General features: G+C 42.7%; 19 protein-coding genes. 4 read left to right on the plus strand and 15 right to left on the minus strand.

What is annotated here, in order from left to right; all coding sequences use genetic code 11:
• Positions 1-223: 223 nt before the first annotated feature.
• The 4 genes from lexA to MHH86_RS17310 all read left to right on the plus strand — a co-directional run bounded on the left by lexA (position 224) and on the right by MHH86_RS17310 (position 2,697).
• Positions 224-850 (plus strand): transcriptional repressor LexA, encoded by a 627-nt coding sequence (gene lexA, locus MHH86_RS17295; RefSeq protein WP_036687720.1) that lies wholly within the window; start codon positions 224-226, stop codon positions 848-850.
• Positions 851-1,027: 177 nt separating this feature from the next.
• A complete protein-coding gene (locus MHH86_RS17300; protein WP_036687722.1) occupies positions 1,028-1,366 on the plus strand; it encodes a L,D-transpeptidase in 339 nt (112 codons plus the stop codon).
• Positions 1,367-1,518: 152 nt separating this feature from the next.
• On the plus strand, positions 1,519-1,899 hold the full coding sequence (locus MHH86_RS17305) for a hypothetical protein (protein ID WP_038571576.1): 381 nt from the start codon (positions 1,519-1,521) through the stop codon (positions 1,897-1,899).
• 219 nt (positions 1,900-2,118) lie between these two features.
• Entirely contained in the window at positions 2,119-2,697 is a 579-nt protein-coding gene (locus MHH86_RS17310; RefSeq protein ID WP_076316731.1) for a hypothetical protein, read from the plus strand.
• 49 nt (positions 2,698-2,746) lie between these two features.
• Here MHH86_RS17310 and MHH86_RS17315 read toward each other — a convergent pair whose 3' ends face one another.
• The 15 genes from MHH86_RS17315 to MHH86_RS17385 form a co-directional block, all read right to left on the minus strand.
• Positions 2,747-3,529: an MBL fold metallo-hydrolase gene (locus MHH86_RS17315; protein ID WP_076316730.1), complete on the minus strand. Its 783-nt coding sequence runs from the start codon at positions 3,527-3,529 to the stop codon at positions 2,747-2,749.
• The gene (locus MHH86_RS17320) at positions 3,530-4,021 is read right to left on the minus strand and encodes a cupin domain-containing protein (protein ID WP_076184439.1); all 492 of its coding nucleotides are present in this window, start codon (positions 4,019-4,021) and stop codon (positions 3,530-3,532) included.
• 32 nt (positions 4,022-4,053) lie between these two features.
• On the minus strand, positions 4,054-4,257 hold the full coding sequence (locus tag MHH86_RS17325) for a DUF5316 domain-containing protein (RefSeq protein ID WP_076190187.1): 204 nt from the start codon (positions 4,255-4,257) through the stop codon (positions 4,054-4,056).
• A 426-nt stretch (positions 4,258-4,683) separates the two neighbouring features.
• Positions 4,684-5,373 (minus strand): hypothetical protein, encoded by a 690-nt coding sequence (locus MHH86_RS17330; RefSeq protein ID WP_076128397.1) that lies wholly within the window; start codon positions 5,371-5,373, stop codon positions 4,684-4,686.
• Positions 5,374-6,282: 909 nt separating this feature from the next.
• A complete protein-coding gene (gene glnA, locus MHH86_RS17335; RefSeq protein ID WP_036687730.1) occupies positions 6,283-7,611 on the minus strand; it encodes a type I glutamate--ammonia ligase in 1,329 nt (442 codons plus the stop codon).
• Positions 7,612-7,644: 33 nt separating this feature from the next.
• Positions 7,645-8,055 (minus strand): MerR family transcriptional regulator, encoded by a 411-nt coding sequence (locus MHH86_RS17340; RefSeq protein ID WP_019910684.1) that lies wholly within the window; start codon positions 8,053-8,055, stop codon positions 7,645-7,647.
• 62 nt (positions 8,056-8,117) lie between these two features.
• Positions 8,118-9,392, minus strand: coding sequence for a methionine gamma-lyase family protein (locus MHH86_RS17345; RefSeq protein ID WP_036687732.1), 1,275 nt, complete (start codon positions 9,390-9,392; stop codon positions 8,118-8,120).
• A 133-nt stretch (positions 9,393-9,525) separates the two neighbouring features.
• On the minus strand, positions 9,526-10,815 hold the full coding sequence (gene hflX, locus MHH86_RS17350) for a GTPase HflX (protein WP_036687733.1): 1,290 nt from the start codon (positions 10,813-10,815) through the stop codon (positions 9,526-9,528).
• Between the two features lie 254 nt (positions 10,816-11,069).
• Entirely contained in the window at positions 11,070-12,044 is a 975-nt protein-coding gene (locus MHH86_RS17355) for an AAA family ATPase (protein ID WP_036687736.1), read from the minus strand.
• 317 nt (positions 12,045-12,361) lie between these two features.
• Positions 12,362-13,018, minus strand: coding sequence for a YdcF family protein (locus MHH86_RS17360; protein WP_036687738.1), 657 nt, complete (start codon positions 13,016-13,018; stop codon positions 12,362-12,364).
• A gap of 2 nt (positions 13,019-13,020) precedes the next feature.
• The gene (locus MHH86_RS17365) at positions 13,021-13,575 is read right to left on the minus strand and encodes a DUF402 domain-containing protein (RefSeq protein ID WP_036687739.1); all 555 of its coding nucleotides are present in this window, start codon (positions 13,573-13,575) and stop codon (positions 13,021-13,023) included.
• A 186-nt stretch (positions 13,576-13,761) separates the two neighbouring features.
• On the minus strand, positions 13,762-16,323 hold the full coding sequence (locus tag MHH86_RS17370) for a PBP1A family penicillin-binding protein (RefSeq protein ID WP_036687740.1): 2,562 nt from the start codon (positions 16,321-16,323) through the stop codon (positions 13,762-13,764).
• A 139-nt stretch (positions 16,324-16,462) separates the two neighbouring features.
• Entirely contained in the window at positions 16,463-16,702 is a 240-nt protein-coding gene (hfq, locus tag MHH86_RS17375) for an RNA chaperone Hfq (protein WP_036687741.1), read from the minus strand.
• A 19-nt stretch (positions 16,703-16,721) separates the two neighbouring features.
• Positions 16,722-17,702 (minus strand): tRNA (adenosine(37)-N6)-dimethylallyltransferase MiaA, encoded by a 981-nt coding sequence (gene miaA, locus MHH86_RS17380; RefSeq protein WP_063829841.1) that lies wholly within the window; start codon positions 17,700-17,702, stop codon positions 16,722-16,724.
• Positions 17,692-18,504: a class I SAM-dependent methyltransferase gene (locus MHH86_RS17385; RefSeq protein ID WP_305953509.1), complete on the minus strand. Its 813-nt coding sequence runs from the start codon at positions 18,502-18,504 to the stop codon at positions 17,692-17,694. The genes miaA and MHH86_RS17385 overlap by 11 nt, the downstream gene beginning before the upstream one ends.
• Position 18,505 lies beyond the last annotated feature (1 nt).

An 18,505-nucleotide genomic window follows, 5' to 3' on the forward strand; every position in this document is an offset into this window, starting at 1 on the left:
ACTTTCGAATTCATAATAACACGAACATGTGTTTTGTTCAATACTATTTCAGAACAATTGTTCTCTTTTTTTTGAGAGACTCAAGTGGTACATTTTATTATCATTCGTCTACCATTTTTTAACTCTAGCAGATTAATATTTATAATAGTTAGAACTTATGTTTGTGCGAACGGTAGTTCTATGTTATAATTTTCCCAAACATTACTATATGGGGTTGATTCCAATGTCAAAGATTTCAAGTCGCCAGCTGGCGATCCTGGAATTTATACGAAGCGAAGTCCGCAGCAAGGGTTATCCACCTTCCGTCCGGGAAATTGGAGAAGCTGTTGGCCTTGCTTCCAGCTCCACAGTTCACGGTCATTTGGACCGGCTTGAGAAGAAGGGACTTATTCGTCGAGATCCAACGAAGCCACGTGCAATAGAATTACTAGGCCAAGAGGATTCAGAGAATGTTCACCAATTCGCCCAGACCATCTCACGGATTCCTGTCGTAGGTAAAGTTACCGCCGGGGTACCTATCACTGCTACAGAGAATATCGAGGATTACTTCCCACTTCCTACTCACTATGTAGGTGACAACAAAGTATTTATGCTGTCAGTTATGGGTGATAGTATGGTGGATGCTGGCATTATGAATGGTGATTATGTAATTGTTCGCCAACAACAAACAGCGGACAACGGAGATATCGTTGTAGCCATGACTGAAGAAGATGAAGCAACCGTTAAGACCTTTTACAAGGAACGTGATCATATACGGCTTCAGCCGGAGAATCCAGCTTATGAGCCTCTTCGCCTTAATCGCGTAACTATTCTCGGAAGAGTCATCGGATTGTTTCGAGATATCCACTAAGTATGCACTCCTACCATAAAAGGCTGTTCCGCAAATGCGGAACAGCCTTTTTTCTGTGTATTTTGCTTTCTCAACCACTAACGAACATTTGTTCTCGTTCGCTAAAATGGGCATTTTCTATGAATAACCGTTTAGGCGTTCTGCTCATATCCTAATTAGAAAGGAGTGTTGTGCATAATGCCAAATTACCGAATTATTGTAGATCTGACCCAAAGAATGTTATATCTTCTGGACAATGATATTGTGATTAGAGGTTTCCCTGTCGGCATTGGTAAGATGTTAACCCAATCCCCAGTGGGAGAATTCACGATTATTAACAAACAACCCAATCCAGGTGGTCCCTTTGGTGCCTTTTGGATGGGACTGTCTAAACCACACTACGGGATTCATGGAACGAATGATCCTTCCTCCATTGGGAAAGAGGTATCCCACGGCTGTATCCGGATGTACAACGAGGATGTGTTAACACTCGCAGCTATCGTCCCTATAGGAACACGAGTAACGATAAGGAATTGAATTCGCTGAGGACCTCACAACCCCCAAATCACCATATACAGAATGGGGGTCATTACATAAGTAAGTATTTTTTCATTAGCATACTAGGAGTTTGGTGATTATATGTCGAATATTGTTAACAGGATTGCAAATTGAAAAGGATGTGTTTAGTTTTGAATAACTCAAAAATTAGAACCCTCGTCGATTTTAAAGTCGATGCACTGGGTAAGCTGTCCGGTTTACTTTTAAATGATGAACAAGCTAGTGGAAAAAAAGTGAATTTGCTCACCTCTTTTGGCAGCATTCAGGGAATCGTCTCTCCAGCCGTCTCCAACAAAGAGGATGTATTTGATTTAAAATCTTTGATGGATGATGTAATAGTAGACGAATACATATCTTATTTGGGAGCAGAACACCCTGATAAAAATTTCAGCTATAACTTTGTTGTCCTCAATGACGTTACTGTAAGACCTTATGCTAGTTATGGGACTCCGATCGAGTACAAACAGCTGATTGTTTATACCGATCATATCACTGCCTTCAATTTTCTATAGGTTATATACTTACCTTAAAAAGCACCCTTGCAGCAACCCCCAATTTTGCGCCATTTGCAGAATCGGCAGGTTTCTCCGGGTGCTTTTTTTGGGCTAATTCCGAAGCCGATCCTATAATTCCACGAATTTCCCTTTTAAAAGATACTAGTGGGGATCATTCAGGCATATCTTTCAATAAGCAACAATTTGAGTCTAATGAGATAACTGGGAGGTGATTATATGCTGATTATCTTAGTGTACTTATTTGCTATTTTAGGAGTTGTTTTAATTCTAAGTGCCGCCATTATAAAATTGAAAACGCTATCCACTTCATCTGATATTTCTATGCTAGTTAATGCGGCTGCATCCTTTAACATCATTTTCACCAAAACATTCATTCCCCCCAATCAATCTCACTTGATCGCACTTAACGAACCTAATAAAAAATTAGCAATAGGCACCAGAAATCCGAAGAGCAACAAAAAAGCAGTAGCAAAGCTATACTCTTTCGATAATGTAATGGGATCCGAGATTGTGGTTAACGCACTTACCCTTTCAAAAGTCTCCAAAAGACAACAAAACAGCAAAACAACTGCAACTAGTGCAGATATTAACGTCCTTAAGGAAGCTGATGAAGAAGCTAATGTGATAGAAGAACTCACGCTTAAATTATATATGAACAGCAAAGAAACGCCTGTGTATTGTATTTCCTTCTTGCCGGGTTTATTGCCTATTCAACAATCCGACAACCAGTACAAGGAAGCTTACTCCCAAGTACAACAATTGCATGCACTCTTCAGGTCAATCGTATCTGAATAATTAAGTTGTTATCGCCATACCTCTCATTTGATTTCGAAATAGAAAGAACCTAAAATTGCACACTAAACCCATCAAACTGGTGAATACCCGTACCATGTGCCACTACCTTTTGCTCACGTAACTCACGAACTGCCTTTTTGACCTCTTGTAAAATAGATGGATCTAAACCCAGTGTATTATGAGAGCCATATACTTGGGTAACCCCTGGAATTTCTGTAATCTTCTCTAAGGATGCCACTAAATCAACCGGACTAGTCGAAGGGTAAAAGGCATAGATTGGCGTAACGTCATACAATAAATCACCTGTAAACAGATATCCGTTGGCATGATCAAAAAGGCTGATATGACCTGGCGAATGACCTGGTGTGTGGTAAATTTCTATTTTGCGCCCGCCTATGTCGAGCACATCCCCTTCTTGTAAAAGAGCTGTTGGTTTCCCTTGAAAAGGTATGTAGGTGTTAGGATCAAAGGTTTCAGGAACAGGAAGGGTGATGTCCCGGCTCATATCTTTTCGAATCTGGGCAAGGGACAAGCCTTTTATTCCGTTAATCAGCCAATCCTCATCCGCTTTATGAACATAGATTGTCTCGAATTGCCCATGACTGCCAATATGATCTGCATGCACATGCGTAGTTATGACAGCGATAGGTAAATCCGTTAACTGGTCCGTTATTCTTTTTATATTATCAATACCTAATCCCGTATCAATTAACGCGGCTTGTTTTTGCCCCAAGAGTAAAAAAGAATGCACCTTTTCCCAATGTCCATATTCACTGATTGCATAGGTGGTCGGATCAATTTCAGTTACTGTAAACCAACGATCTTTAATCAATTACACTCCCCCATTCCATTTTTCCCTTACATGCTCTTCTCCCTTACAATAATCCGCCTGTTCATCTGCTTGATAGATTTCTTGATAGGGCAAAATGTTGATTTTGCCTGAGTCTGGATATTCGCAAACATCTATTCCCTGATTCGTTCGGAGATCCAGATACCTGCATGGTGCATCGGAATGATTATAAAGCTGGTGCGCCCCTTCCGGTCCCATTTCAAAAAATATTACATCCCCTTCAGTAACCTCCGTAAAACCCTCGGGTGTTCTTAACATCGCTTTTCCCGCTAAAATCACAAATATTTCTTCAGCATTTCTATGAAAATGATAAGGAAAAGAATATTTATCAGGATCTAAAGATCTGATATCAAAAACTAAATGCTTGGAGCCCACCATTTCAGCTAACCTTTCACTCGTATGCCAAGCAAACTCTGGGATCGGGGACTGTTTTTGTGTAAAAGAGACCGTATTTTCATTAAAAATCTTCACCATCTGCAACACTCCTCCTTATGTTGTGCGTTCATTTACAACAAATAAAGAATCCCAGCTACAGCTAATGAAATAAGACCACCTAAAGCGGACCAATTCGCTACTTTTTTTTTAGCTTTACGGTCTTGCTTAGATTCCGAATAAAAGTTACCTCTTTGTTGTGTACCTGTCGTGAAGGCTCCAACACATATACCTGAAATTATAAAGAAGCCCAATCCTATGTAAATAAAAATTTGCATGAACTTACTCCTTCCCAGGAAAGAATTAGTTATCTATATATAAGATATTTTAACATTAAATCCCTCTACTACGTGCCCTGACTTTCGGACCCAGATGACGCTATTTGCTAATTTTCAGCCTTTGGAGCATGGTTTCGGACTCCAGTGACGTTATTCCTAAAAAAGAAGCTCATATTAGGTCTTTTTATTGCCAATTGCGACTATGGAGTCCTTTATTATCCCAAATGTAGGGTAAAGCTTCGTATAAGGTCTGCTGGATCCTATAGCAGGCTCATACGCGAAATTTGCAACCTCAGCAAACGAAAATTGGCGTTCGAATGAAGTAAGGTACCAAAAAGAAGAAGAAGTGTGCCAACAACCATTTTTTTGATTATGGTTATGGCACACCCCTTCTACTCCGCACAACTCCTTCGGCTCTGATCACACTTAATTCCTTTCAAGTTCAAGTGTTGCCAGTGAAACCATCACCCAAGGTGCAAACTTATTCGACGAATCCCCCTTAGGATTGTGTATCCGAAAAAGAAAAGCTTCCCCCGCCTGATTCTTCCAGACCATATAATCTTCTATCCCTTTATCACCGGTTGCCTGCAGATATAGTTCAGCAAAACCTAGAGGATGTTCAATTAGTTCCCCGCTATGGTCGTTGGCTTTGCCAATTGCAGAAAGCTCGGTTTGTCCCTGCTGCTTCAAAGCTGTGAGATCGTAATCGGCAGGTAAGTGTTTAATTTCGGCATAATAGGTTGGATCCTCAGTTAATGATAAACGACCAGACTGTGAGTCTAGTGTGAAACCCTGAAAAACATACAGGGAATATCCATCACCTTTCCCAAGTGTACCTTCTTGCCCTGAGACCCCTCCCTCCTGTTCACCAAATGCTTTGGTCTTTGGCCGATCGGATGTTAGAGGATCAGTGGCCTCCGGACTGGCGGACTCCTGCGCCTCCATAGAAGGAGTAGCAGAAGGTTCAGGAGTGCTTGTAGCTTCAACAACTGGCATTGTCGCTGCACTTGACGCTGTAGGTTTTGCCTCGTCTGTTGTTTTATTGTTACTACATGCACCGAGAATTGAGGAAGACAGAAGAATACTAGTAACTGTAGTTAATAATATTTTTTTCATTACGCACCTCCTTATTACTATATTAGTTATTACCCACATGAGTGACGTGTCCTCTTATTCTTCAAACCTTTTCTCAATTTTATTGCTACGGATTGAAAAATTTCAAACAATCGACTCGTTCTTATTTACAGCTATGGAGTTGTGCTCGAAATTCAAATTGTTCCCGGACGATTCGGGCACCAACTATCTTAATTAATGCCACCAGATTCCATAAAGTGACCCATGAGATCTTAGTTCTTCTCGGTTTCATAAGGTTAATTGGACTGAGCAAGAGCAAGGTAGACGATAAAACAATTAAAGTGAAAAAAAATTTACAATCACTTTTACTTTAACACTTTTAGAATATACAAAAATAATAAAATAGCGACTCACAGCCAACCGCGGGGGGGGTCTGTAAATCGCCATTCTTAATGGTCTGTAACTCAGGTCTTGTGTCAATACTCTTTGATAAATTCTTTTATAGTCACGATGCGGGAATATAACCAATGACTGACCATGACTATGTATAATCGTCTATAGAGTTATTTTTTTGATTTATAACTTCTTACTAATAAACTAATACCTTTAAAAATCAAAACCACTAATATCCCGAAAATTATCAAAGTTAATATTAAGTTTGACCAAACTATATCCAAATTCACTCCTCCGTCTCTGCATTTAATTCTTCTATATCCCATCATATCCCATTATTTATGATAAATGAACAGCTTCTTACACGTTAAAATTGTTAATCAACAATATGCCAATTTTGATATTCACCTGTAAAACATCCTCGAATAACCTTAACCTCAGCTATTTGTGGGCATTTCGCGGGCATTTTTCGTAGACATATCATTGATGGTTACAAAACCACTATTTTGCCCAAACAAAAAAACCCTCAACACCAAAGGTGTCAAGGGTTTAAAGGTTCTAGTACAAAGTCATGTATTGGTTTCTTTCCCACTCGTGAACCTGAGTACGATAGATATCCCATTCGATTTCTTTCAGCTCGTAGAAGTGAGCCAGCGCATGTTCGCCGAGAGCTTCGGTAATTACATGGCTGCGGATCATTTCGCTTAGCGCTTCTTTCAAATCGGATGGCAAGCTCGGGATGCCTTCTTCAATACGCTCTTCCTCAGACATCACATAGATGTTACGGTCAATTGGGGCTGGAAGATCAAGCTTACGCTTAATTCCGTCTAGCCCTGCTTTCAACATAACAGCAAGTGCGAGGTATGGGTTAGCTGCCGGGTCCGGATTACGAACTTCAACACGTGTGCTAAGCCCTCTCGAAGCCGGGATACGAATCATCGGGCTACGGTTACTTGCAGACCAAGCTACGTAACAAGGTGCTTCATAACCAGGAACAAGGCGTTTGTAAGAGTTCACTGTTGGGTTAGTAATCGCTGCAAAAGCACGAGCGTGCTTCAAAATACCAGCCATATAGTAACGTGCAGTTTTGCTCAGACCTAGCTTGTCACTTTCATCGTAGAACATGTTTTCTTTGCCATTAAACAAGGATTGGTGAGCGTGCATACCCGATCCGTTAATACCAAACAAAGGTTTAGGCATAAAAGTTGCATGCAAGCCGTGTTGACGGGCAACCGTCTTCACAACGAGCTTAAAGGTTTGAATTTGGTCAGCAGAAGTGATCGCGTCAGCATATTTGAAATCAATTTCATGCTGGCCGGAAGCCACTTCATGGTGGGATGCTTCGATTTCAAAGCCCATTTCTTCAAGGGTCAATACGATTTCACGACGGCAGTTTTCTCCTAAGTCCGTAGGAGCTAAGTCGAAATAACCACCTTGGTCGTTCAATTCTGTAGTTGGGTTACCTCTTTCGTCTGTTTTGAACAAGAAGAATTCAGGTTCAGGTCCAACATTCATCGCTGTAAAGCCCATTTCTTCGGCTTCCTTCAGACAACGCTTCAGGATACCACGTGGGTCTCCAGCAAATGGAGTACCATCAGGCATATACACGTCACAAATCAGACGTGCAACACGGCTATCAGTCACCCAAGGGAAGATTACCCAAGTATCAAGATCTGGGAAGAGATACATATCGGATTCTTCAATCCGTACATAACCTTCAATGGAGGAACCATCAAACATCATTTTGTTGTCGAGTGCTTTTTCCAATTGGCTAACCGGAATCTCTACATTCTTGATAGTACCTAACAGATCTGTAAATTGCAGACGAATGAAACGAACATTCTCTTCCTTGGCAATGCGTAAAATATCCTCTTTAGAAAAGCTCACGTGATCCTCTCCCTTTCAAAACTCTGTATATTATTATTTATTAAAAAACCGGGATAACTCACCTTGAATAAGCGATACCTGTCCCGGTCTTTTACCGGAAACTAGTTCTTGCTTCAGCAAACGGTGAAGCTGCGAATCTGATAGCTCTCTACGTCTAACCTCTGTGTCAGGGGTAATCACAGTAGCTTCTTCGGATTCCTTAGAGACTGGGTTCATTACTTGCTTGATGCCAGCAATGTTAACACCCTTTTCAATCAAGGCCTTAATTTCTAATAGGCGCTCAACATCATTAAAAGAGAACAAACGTTGATTCCCAGATGTACGTGCAGGTACGATTAGACTGTGCTGTTCATAATAACGAATTTGTCTTGCAGATAAATCAGTTAACTTCATTACAATTCCAATAGGAAATAATGCCATATTTCTGCGGATTTCATCACCCATGACTCATCCAACCTTCCAATGATCTTTTTCTGATCTCATTGTACATTTCCTAATACAGCGTGTCAATGGTGTGTAAGATTTTCTGACAGTAATTTTCGATCACGCATACTTTGGAGTGCCATCAAAACGCCATATTTGACATGGGAGTAGGTTAATCCCCCTTGCATATAGCCGATATAAGGCGCACGGATAGGCGCATCTGCCGATAACTCTAAGCTACCACCTTGTATAAACGTACCTGCCGCCATGATGACAGGATGTTCATATCCCGGCATATCCCATGGTTCTGGAACTACATGGCTGTCTACCGCCGCAGCACGTTGAATTCCCTGCACGAAGGCAATTAAGTGATCCGGTCCATCAAAGGAAACCGCCTGAATCAAATCTGTACGAGGTTCATTCCACGCTGGTTTCGTCTCAAACCCGCAGCGCTGAAATACAGCTGCCGCAAAAATACTGCCTTTAAGGGCTTGTCCAACTGTATGCGGAGCCATGAACAGTCCTTGGTATAACCCGCGGGTAGTTCCTAACATTGCACCTACTTCGCCGCCGATACCAGGAGCTGTAAGACGGTACGCTGTAAGCTCTACTAGATCTCTGCGCCCACAGATGTATCCACCCGTCTCAGCAATTCCACCACCAGGATTTTTAATTAATGAACCCGCTACTAGATCCACTCCAACCTGTGGAGGCTCAAGCTCTTCAGTAAACTCACCATAGCAATTATCAACGAACACAATAACATCCGGTTTCAATGACTTCACTCTCGCTGTCATGTCACCTATTTCGGCTACTGTGAAGGAAGCACGCCAATCATAACCACGCGATCTTTGAATTCCAATTACTTTAGTCTTCTCATTGATAGAGAGAGTTACCTCTTCCCAATCAATCTTACCCTCTGCGGTAAGGGCAACCTCCCGATATGTAATTCCGAAGTCTGCGAGTGAGCCTGTCCCATCTCCTGCTTGGCCAATCACCTTGTGTAAGGTATCGTACGGACGACCTGTGATGTATAAAAGCTCGTCTCCTGGTCGCAGCACACCAAAGAGGGCTGTTGAAATGGTATGTGTTCCTGAAGCAAAATGCGGACGCACCAAAGCTGATTCCGCACCAAAAACGTCAGCATAGACAAGATCCAGCACTTCGCGTCCACGGTCGTTGTAAGCATACCCCGTTGAACCCGCAAAATGATAATCACTGACCTGATGACGTTGAAACGCTTCAATAACCTTCCATTGATTCTTATCGACAATTCGATCGAGGGCTTTGACTGCACCTTCAATTTCAACTTCTGCGGACTCTGCCGCTCCTAAAATATCTTCTGCAAAAACTGCCATTAGTTCTTATTCGCTCCTTACATTTACTTGCCATCATAATGACAGAAAGCGACAGTTGCCTGACGCTTTTTGTCATTAGCTATTATTTTATACCTATACTACAAGCATTTCCACTTTAGGGGAACAAAGAAGATTACGGCTGGTCCACAAAATCAGCAAGCATGTAACCCCATTTATCATAATCCTCTTTATTAAGACGGACGTTATAGATAACATCGTTCTCGTCATAGGTGGTTTCCAGAACCTCACCTACTCTGTAAAGCAGGGAAGAAATATCGCCACGGTCTCCAGGAATTCGAAAATTCAGCGTATCTCCGGCCAATTCATCAGAGATAATTTCGATAATCCGGGTTAAATCCTCAGGGTTAAACGCACTGATCTTCAAAAACCCTGTGCCGGTTGGCAGCATTTCCAGTTGCTCAGGCTCACATAGATCGATTTTATTAAAAAGCACTATTTGCGGTTTGCTGGCTGCCCCTAAGTCCTGCAAAATAGTTTGCACAATCTCCATCTGCTCCTCACGCATTGGAGATGAGGCATCCACTACATGCAACACCAGATTGGCCTCATTGACTTCCTCCAGCGTTGCGCGGAAAGATGCCACAAGATCATGCGGAAGATTCTGAATGAAGCCTACAGTATCCGTAAGCACTACCTCTTTGCCACCCGTTAGCTGAAGCACACGTGAAGTAGGGTCAAGCGTAGCAAACAATTGATTTTCAATATAAACATCCGCATCCGTAAGCTGCTTAAGCAGCGTCGATTTACCAGCATTTGTGTAGCCGACTAGAGCAACCTGCACTGCCCCTGCCTTACGACGGCGTTCACGGTGCAATTCACGGGTTTTAACTACCTCATCCAACTGGCGTTTCAACTCCGTAATCCGATTGCGAATATGCCGGCGATCGGTCTCAAGCTTACTTTCACCTGGACCTCTGGTTCCTATCCCCCCGCCTAATCTGGATAAGTTTTTGCCTTGACCGGATAACCGCGGCAAAAGATAGGACAGCTGTGCCAGCTCTACTTGAATAATACCCTCTCTCGTTTTGGCCCGCCCAGCAAAAATATCCAAAATGAGCTGCGTCCGATCAATAATCTTCAGATCCAAAGACTCTTCAAGGTTCCGTACCTGCGCTCCAGATAATTCCTGATCAAAAATAGCCGTATTAGCTCCAAGACCATCAGCGGCCATGCGGAGCTCTTCTACCTTACCTTTCCCGATAAACCATTTTGAATCCGGTGTTTCCTTATTCTGACGCAACACATCCAGGACTTCAACACCTGCTGTTTCTGCTAACTGTACTAATTCCTGCAGAGAAAGCTCTGGGTCAATACCGGTACGTTTAATTTTATCTGTGACGAGAGTGACCAATATCGCCCGATCTTGAATATCCGTTTCTGTATCATGCGTAGTTATTGCCATTTATTCATGCTCCTTATGACGGTAATAGAATCTTTGTGTACCATTTAATCAGTTTTTCACTTCTTGCTGATGTTATACAGATGAAACTGTTCATTCACAGCACTTCAAAACATTTTATCATAAGTTTCATTGGTAATATAGGCTGATAATGGAACGGCTCCCCATGCTGTCAGCATTTTCATTATGATAATCTTCAATCTTTTATAAAAGATAAACCGACTAAGCACGTATAAACTTAGCCGGTGTCAATTTATTTAAGAGATTATACTCTCCCCTTTTGGATAATCATCGACCGGAAGAACAAGGTCTCTCGGTAAGATCTCCATCAAAGATTGCTTGGATATTTTGACATGTCTGCTTATTAATCTAACCGCTTGATGGCGAATTGCCTGCTCGAGGATATTGCGTACATACCGCGCATTACTAAAATTTTCTTCAATAATTTTCTCATTAAGGATTAACTCTTTTAGTTTCCCGTTTGTTTCCGGAGTAATTATATAGTCTCTTTCAGCTGCCATTTTATGTGCAATCAATATCAGTTCATCTGTTGTGTAGTCCTGAAAATCAAGTTGAATTGGAAATCGTGAGGGAAGTCCGGTATTAGCCTCCATGAACATCTCCATTTCATTTGGATAACCCGCTAAGATAATGATGAGATCATCATTCCTGTCCTCCATAACCTTTACAAGACAGTCGATTGCCTCTTTCCCAAAATCTTTATCTCCGCCTCTAGCCAAGCTATAAGCCTCGTCAATGAATAATACGCCACCCATAGCCTTCTTAACAAGGTCTCTGGTCTTTTGAGCTGTATGCCCTATGTATTCCCCCACTAAATCCGCTCTCTCTACTTCGATTAATTGACCTTTACTTAATATGCCCATATTCTTTAACAGCTTGGCAACGATTCTTGCTACAGTTGTCTTTCCAGTCCCGGGGTTGCCTTTAAACAGCATATGATAAACCTGATTAACTACATTTAACCCCAGTTCTTGTCTCATTTTTTCCACTTGGATAAGCGCATGAATTTCATATATAAGATCCTTCACCTTTTCAAGACCAATAAGCTCATGAAGCTCTTGCAGGATTTCTTTTGTAGATTCTAAATGATTATTTTGAGCCAGCGCGCTCTCCAATGTTTCATTCGTAATATTTGTTGGGTCTTGATTTTTGAAAGTTATATTCATTCTGGAATCATTAATGGTTATCTTTCTTAAATTTTCTTCACCCATTGTAATCACCTCGTTAGAGCATTATATGCAATAACTGAATGACATCATGCACTTGTTTTAAAGAATGGGGTTTTGACATTGAATTCCCTGCTATCTCTCGCATCTTCTACGATGGTACACGAGGATAGAATGACCGAAATACATAAAAGCCATAAGCAAACGCTTATTTTTTTATCATTTTACACTCCCATTATTATTGATATACAAATAACAAATAGCCCCCAGTTAGAGTTTAATCCATTTGAGGGCTGGCTTTTCTAATCAAGTCTCTTCCGGAATAGGAGGCGTTATTAGAAGATTCTGTTATTCGGGAACAATTACAGGAACAACTGCTGGATTTTCCATTTCGTATAGGCTAGAATTTCACGCGACTTATGCCTTGTCATCGACAGAACAGTGGATTCTGTAAGTCCCAGTTCAGGATTCACATAACCGAGCTCGTCCGCGATTTCGTGTGAACGCCATCCATGATATGTATGCGTAATAATAATTGCTGAAGACAATCCCTCACTTGTCATAATGGCTTTGCTATACAGAAGATTCTCGTAAGTGCTGGTAGCTTTATTTTCAACAGAAATGGCGCTATCCGGAACTCCATGAGCTACTAAATAATTACGCATGCCTTGACCTTCGGTATATTTAAGATCAGGTTTATCCAAACCTCCAGAAACTATGAAATGCGAGAACATCCCCTCTTGATAAAGCTTAAGCCCGTAATCCAATCGTTCCTTCAATCCCGGGCTAGGTTCATCTCCCCACATCGACATGCCAAGAATGATCCCTGTATCGGCTTTGAGCATAGGATCTGTCGTTGCGGCTTTATTGATATTCCTCAATGCGTACGCACACCACAACAATCCAACTACAACAATAAGCATTAAAGCAATAAGCAACGTTCGTTTAGACCAAATCCGGCGTTTTTTGGGAACAATCCGAATCGGGGAAGAGTCTCTTCCATAAACGTACCATTCCATCTTTATTTCCTCCTGAATTCTCCATGATGAAATAATTCGGCACGATGTTTCAAAGAGAGAGAGAAATAAGGGAAAGCATGAGCATCGATGCCACGTAAAATAGTATGGGCAGTCTCCCAGGCTAGCTTATAATCGCTTTCTGAGATATCTTGCCTCTCCAGTGCTTCCTCCAGTTCATCCTCATCGAGCAAAAACACCTCGCCGTTCCAAAGTACTACCACGTCCAGATACAAATCGTCAAACCAAGGCACACCTTGGTCAGTGACGCCTTGCACCTTACAGGTGTCTATGTACCATTGAACAATATTTTGTTTTTCGTCGAACATAGCCGTCACAATATAGTGACTGTCTTTCGGAAAATATTGCAGCCAGGAATAACCTTTATCTGCAATACGATATGTATGTCGTCCATAGCTCTTCCACAGTGGTTCTTTCAGCCCGTAGATGGTATAAAGCGTAATATATCCGCTGAATTCCCGGCTCTCCACATAGCGGCAGGCAAAATGGCGACGCGTAATCCGGCGCCAGTTGGCCCGGTCTCCGAATTTACGTTTCATAGAAATTACCCTCTCCAGTATGGTCTATTCAGCTTAACACATTTAGAGGATACACTCAAAACATCCCGCAAAATACAAGAAATTTTTCTTCTAAACCTAACAAAAACGGCAGCCTAGCTTCGCTTTTTAAATAAAGCGAAGCTGGGCTGCCATGGATAAAGCTTATTATTTGAAATTCAAACTCGTTTATTGAGCGGAAGAATCTCCGTTCACAAACCCCGCCTCTGGATCAGGGTTTGTGGACACATTCCCGCTCTCATCGCCGGAACCCTCTCCACCGATAGTGGGTTCTGGAGTTGGAGTCGGCACTGGTGTTGGCGGTGGCGGGGTGATTTCAGGGATCGTCCCTGTACCTCCGTCATTTCCGCCACCCTCGTTGCCGCCTCCGTTATTGCCACCATTTCCATTCTCTCCGTTGTTGCCACCTTCCTCTGGGGTCGGGGTCGGAAGATTAGGATCTATGGTTGGTTCAGGGGTCGGCATTTCATCCTGCACGGATACACTAACCACATTTGATGGTTCGCTCTCCACTTTCAGCGCAGGGTCATAAGAAGTTACATAATACTCGTAAACCAAACCAGGCAGTGCACTAAAATCCCCTGCGCTGGTAGTCACTGTATTTAACAGTGAGCCAAACTCAGCTTCCGATGTCTCTCTACGATAAATACGATACTCAACTCCGGAAATAGGAACTGCCTCCCAATTGAGATTTACAGTCATCGTAGAAGGATCATATGCTGCTGATAGTCCAGTAACGGTCTGAGCTGTTTCTGGTGTTTCTGTAGGCTCAGGGGCAATCTCGTTATCGATCTGCGGGAAGGATTTCTTAGGAACATCCTTCAGCGCTTCCTCCATGACCTTACCCCAGAAAGCAGCGGCAAGCGGACTGCTGTTCTTAAGCAGATGCTTTTTACTTGGCTTGTCATAACCCATCCAGACTGCTGCTGTCCATTCCGGCGTGTAGCCTACAAACCACACATCACGGTTCGAGCTGATTCCAGAATATCCACTTTGCGTCGTACCGGTCTTACCGGCCACAGGACGGTCAATCCTAGCTTTTCTACCCGTACCGCTCTCCACGACCTTCTGCATCATCTCAGTCATTTGATAAGCCGTTTCCTTACTCATCACACGCTCAGGCGTTGTATTCGCTTTGTAGACCGTCTCACCACTGCTGTCAGAGATGGATTTAATGGAATAAGCCTCTCTTAGTTCGCCGCCATTTGCAAAAGCGCTGTAGGCTTGCGCCATTTCCAGCGTATTGGTTCCTTTGCTCATGCCTCCAAGAGCCAGCGAGAGGTTCTTATCCTCGTCTTCCAATCCAATGCCTAGTTTCTTGGCAAATTTAAATCCGGTATTCACACCAATTTCATTGAGCAGCCAAACAGCAGGAATATTCTCTGATTTCTGAATGGCATCACTCATGTTGATGCTCTTAGAATATCCGTGCAGGTTGGTTGGACAATAGTTCGCGAAACATTGCTTCTCATTGCTTAGCGTTGAATTCATGGTGAATTTCCCAGATTCCAGCGCTGGAGCATAAGAGACAATTGGTTTGAAAGCAGAACCTGGAGAACGACGGCTGCCAGTTACACGACTGTAGCCTTTTTTCTCATAATTCCGTCCGCCAAGGAGTGCGACAATGCTGCCATTCTCCTGATTCACAATCGTCATTGAGCCTTGTACCAGCTCTTCATCTACACTCTTTTCAAAATTATCACTATCTGCAAAAGCATCTTCAACCGTTTCTTGAGCATGCTTATCCATGGTAGTGTAAATTTTGTATCCGCCGATATTCAGATCATCTTCTGACAATCCAAATTTTTCTTCCGCCTCATCTACTGCAAAATCAATAAATGCTTGATAACGCTGTTTCTTTTCTGGCGGCTTATAGTTATAATCTACGGCTTTTGCTTCGTCTCTTTCCTGCTCCGTTATGTACCCTTGCTCATACATAAGCTGAAGCACTACTGCGCGCCGTTCCTTCGAAAGATCTGGGTTACGCAGCGGGTTGTAACGAGACGGGCCTTTTGGCATTGCCGCCAATGTCGCGATTTCCCAGACCTTAAGCTGACTCAAATCACTTTTACCAAAATATCTTACTGATGCTGCTTTAATTCCGTAAATTGTACCCCCGAAGTTAATCCGGTTCAGATACATCGTAATGATCTCTTCTTTAGATTTCTGATTCTCAAGGGCTACGGCAATAGACACTTCAGTTGCTTTACGGAAAAACGTCTTGTCCCGTGTCAGGAAGATGTTTTTGGCGAGCTGTTGAGTAATGGTACTACCGCCCTCTACCATACTTCGTGCGGCGATATCCTTTACTGCTGCCCGGCCAATCGACCATAAATCCACACCAGAATGTTCGAAGAAACGTTTATCCTCTGTGGCTACAAAAGCATTAACCAATAACGGTGGAATTTCTTCATACTCTACTGGATCACTTTTCTCCAGTGATAATTCGCCGATTAAATTAGCATTGCGGTCATATACCTTAGTAGTTTCATTCACTGTTAGCTTATCTTGGTTCTCAAGCAGAAGCTTTTGACCATTTAGCATAATGAACAGATATCCACCTAATGCACAAAAAATGGCTAATGCCGTAGCGAAGAACAAGCTCCACAGCACACGCTTCTTCGTCAAAAATTTCTTTTTCTTTTTTGGTTTTGATTTTGGTTTTGATTTGGAACTGGACGATCCTCTATCTCTATTGTGATTCGTCCTGGATGTATCGTCTCTAGACATAATGCCTCCTGACTCCCTTTCGGAAATAAACATAAATGGTCTGCCATGAATGAAAAGAACAACCTTCACAGGTTGCTCTCTCACACTCTATTCAAACGATTTATAAACAAGAAAGGTTTCAATTCATTTTTGATAAATATTATTCTTCACTACTGCTGTCTTGCATCAGTGATACACTACGCTGTGGTGTGAACGTGGAAATTGCGTGTTTATACACCATTTGCTGGCGTCCATCACTGTCAATGACGATTGTAAAATTGTCGAATGCTTTAATTATTCCCCGGATTTGAAAACCGTTGGTCAGATATACCGTAGCAGGGATATTTTCTTTGCGTAGTTGGTTCAAGAATGTATCTTGGATGTTAATGGACTTGTTCATATGACGTACCCCCAATGGTTCAATTAGATTGTTCAGAAGTATATTCAAGACCTGAGAGAAACTTTCCTGCTATTATACCACGTATTTTTGAGAAATTCTCAGAAAAGTTTTGTTCACCTTCGACATCGATCCACTCGATTTCCTTCATGTGGCGAAACCATGACAACTGTCTTTTGGCGAATCGGCGAGTATCGCGTTTAAGCAGTATCACAGCTTCTTCCAGCGTCAGTTCTCCCGCCAGGTAAGCGGCAATTTCCTTGTAACCCAATCCCTGCATGGACACAAGGCTTCTGCTGTAACCGTTATCTAGCAGTCCCTTCACCTCAGCAACGAGACCATCCGCCAGCATGCTATCAATTCGGTCCTCAATACGTTTATATAGTATTTTCCGGTCCATTGTCAAACCTATGAGACATAAGTCATAGGGTGATTCCTTCTTTTGAGCAGCATGAGAAGCGGAAAGTGTAGTGTTTGTCTGGTGTTGAATTTCCAGTGCACGGATAATTCTGCGACGGTCGTTAGGATGAAGTTTGGCTGCGCTGACTGGATCAACCGCCTCGAGTCTGGCATGCAGTGCAAGCGCTCCATATTCTTCCGCAAATTGATCCTGCTCTTTACGGAAAGCTTCATCAGCCACTGCTTCCGAGAACTGAAAGCCGTAACATAAAGACTCAATATACAGTCCAGTCCCCCCTACGATAAAGGGAAGCTTCCCTCTAGCGCTTATCTCCTCGATAAGTCTAGTGCCCTGCTCTTGAAATTCAGCGGCAGAATACGCATCCTGCGGATCATGAATATCGATCAGGTGATGGGGAATTCCCTTCATTTCAGCGGGTGTAATCTTAGCTGTACCAATATCCATACCACAATAAACCTGCATCGAATCGCCGGAAATAATCTCAGCGTTATAAGCTGCTGCCAGCTCCAGACTTAACCGGGTTTTGCCTACGGCAGTTGGTCCTAACAGCACTAGAACCTTATGCCTTTCTTTAGTTGTCAATGTGTATCACCCCGTACGATGTTTTGGAGTTGCTTCGGAGCAGCTCAGTAAACCCTAGGCGTTCAAATTCGCCACTCAAAGCCTTTTCTTTTAAAAGAACAGTCTTACGGGCGACCCTAACCGCCTCTGCTACACTCTCTGTCGATAAGGCTGCACGGTTAGCGAATTGCCGCAGCGGGGAAATCGAGGCAGAACCCGTCAGAGGCACGCGAAACATAGGATCGAAGTAGACAATATCCACACTTCGATCTGGTTGAGACCGTAAATAATCCAAATGTTCACTATGCACGACATTAACTCTGCGTAAAGCCTCATTGACCTTTACTTGCCCAGAGGTGTAATGAGACATCCCTTCACTGAGCAGTGCGTACAGCGGTAATGAGCTCTCCAAAGCGGTAACCTCCGAGGACTCACCACCATGCACAGCAAACAGTAAGGAGTCGGCTCCTAATCCGGCTGTACAATCCAATACGCTATCTCCGGGAAGCATTCGAGCAGCAACAAGCATCGGCTCGATCTCACCCTTTAGGATTCGTTTAGCGCGAACGAAGCCCATGCTTGGATGAAACTCCATAGGCTCCATTCCTAAGCGGTGTAGTCGAACAGCGTCCTGAGATAGAATCAGAATATCCTCATCTCCGTAATGTTCAACCATCCTTGTAATTGAGAGTTTCTCACGTGAAGCATAACTACAACCCGTTCTCTCCGCAAGGCTTTGCGCGCGTTCTACTATTTCCATTATCGGGCTATACCCCGTAGTTATAATCATGGTGCCTCCAGTCTTGCTCTCAACAAATTTCAAA

It is taken from the genome of Paenibacillus sp. FSL F4-0097 (assembly GCF_038593125.1).
Taxonomy (GTDB): Bacteria; Bacillota; Bacilli; order Paenibacillales; family Paenibacillaceae; genus Paenibacillus_AQ; species Paenibacillus_AQ odorifer.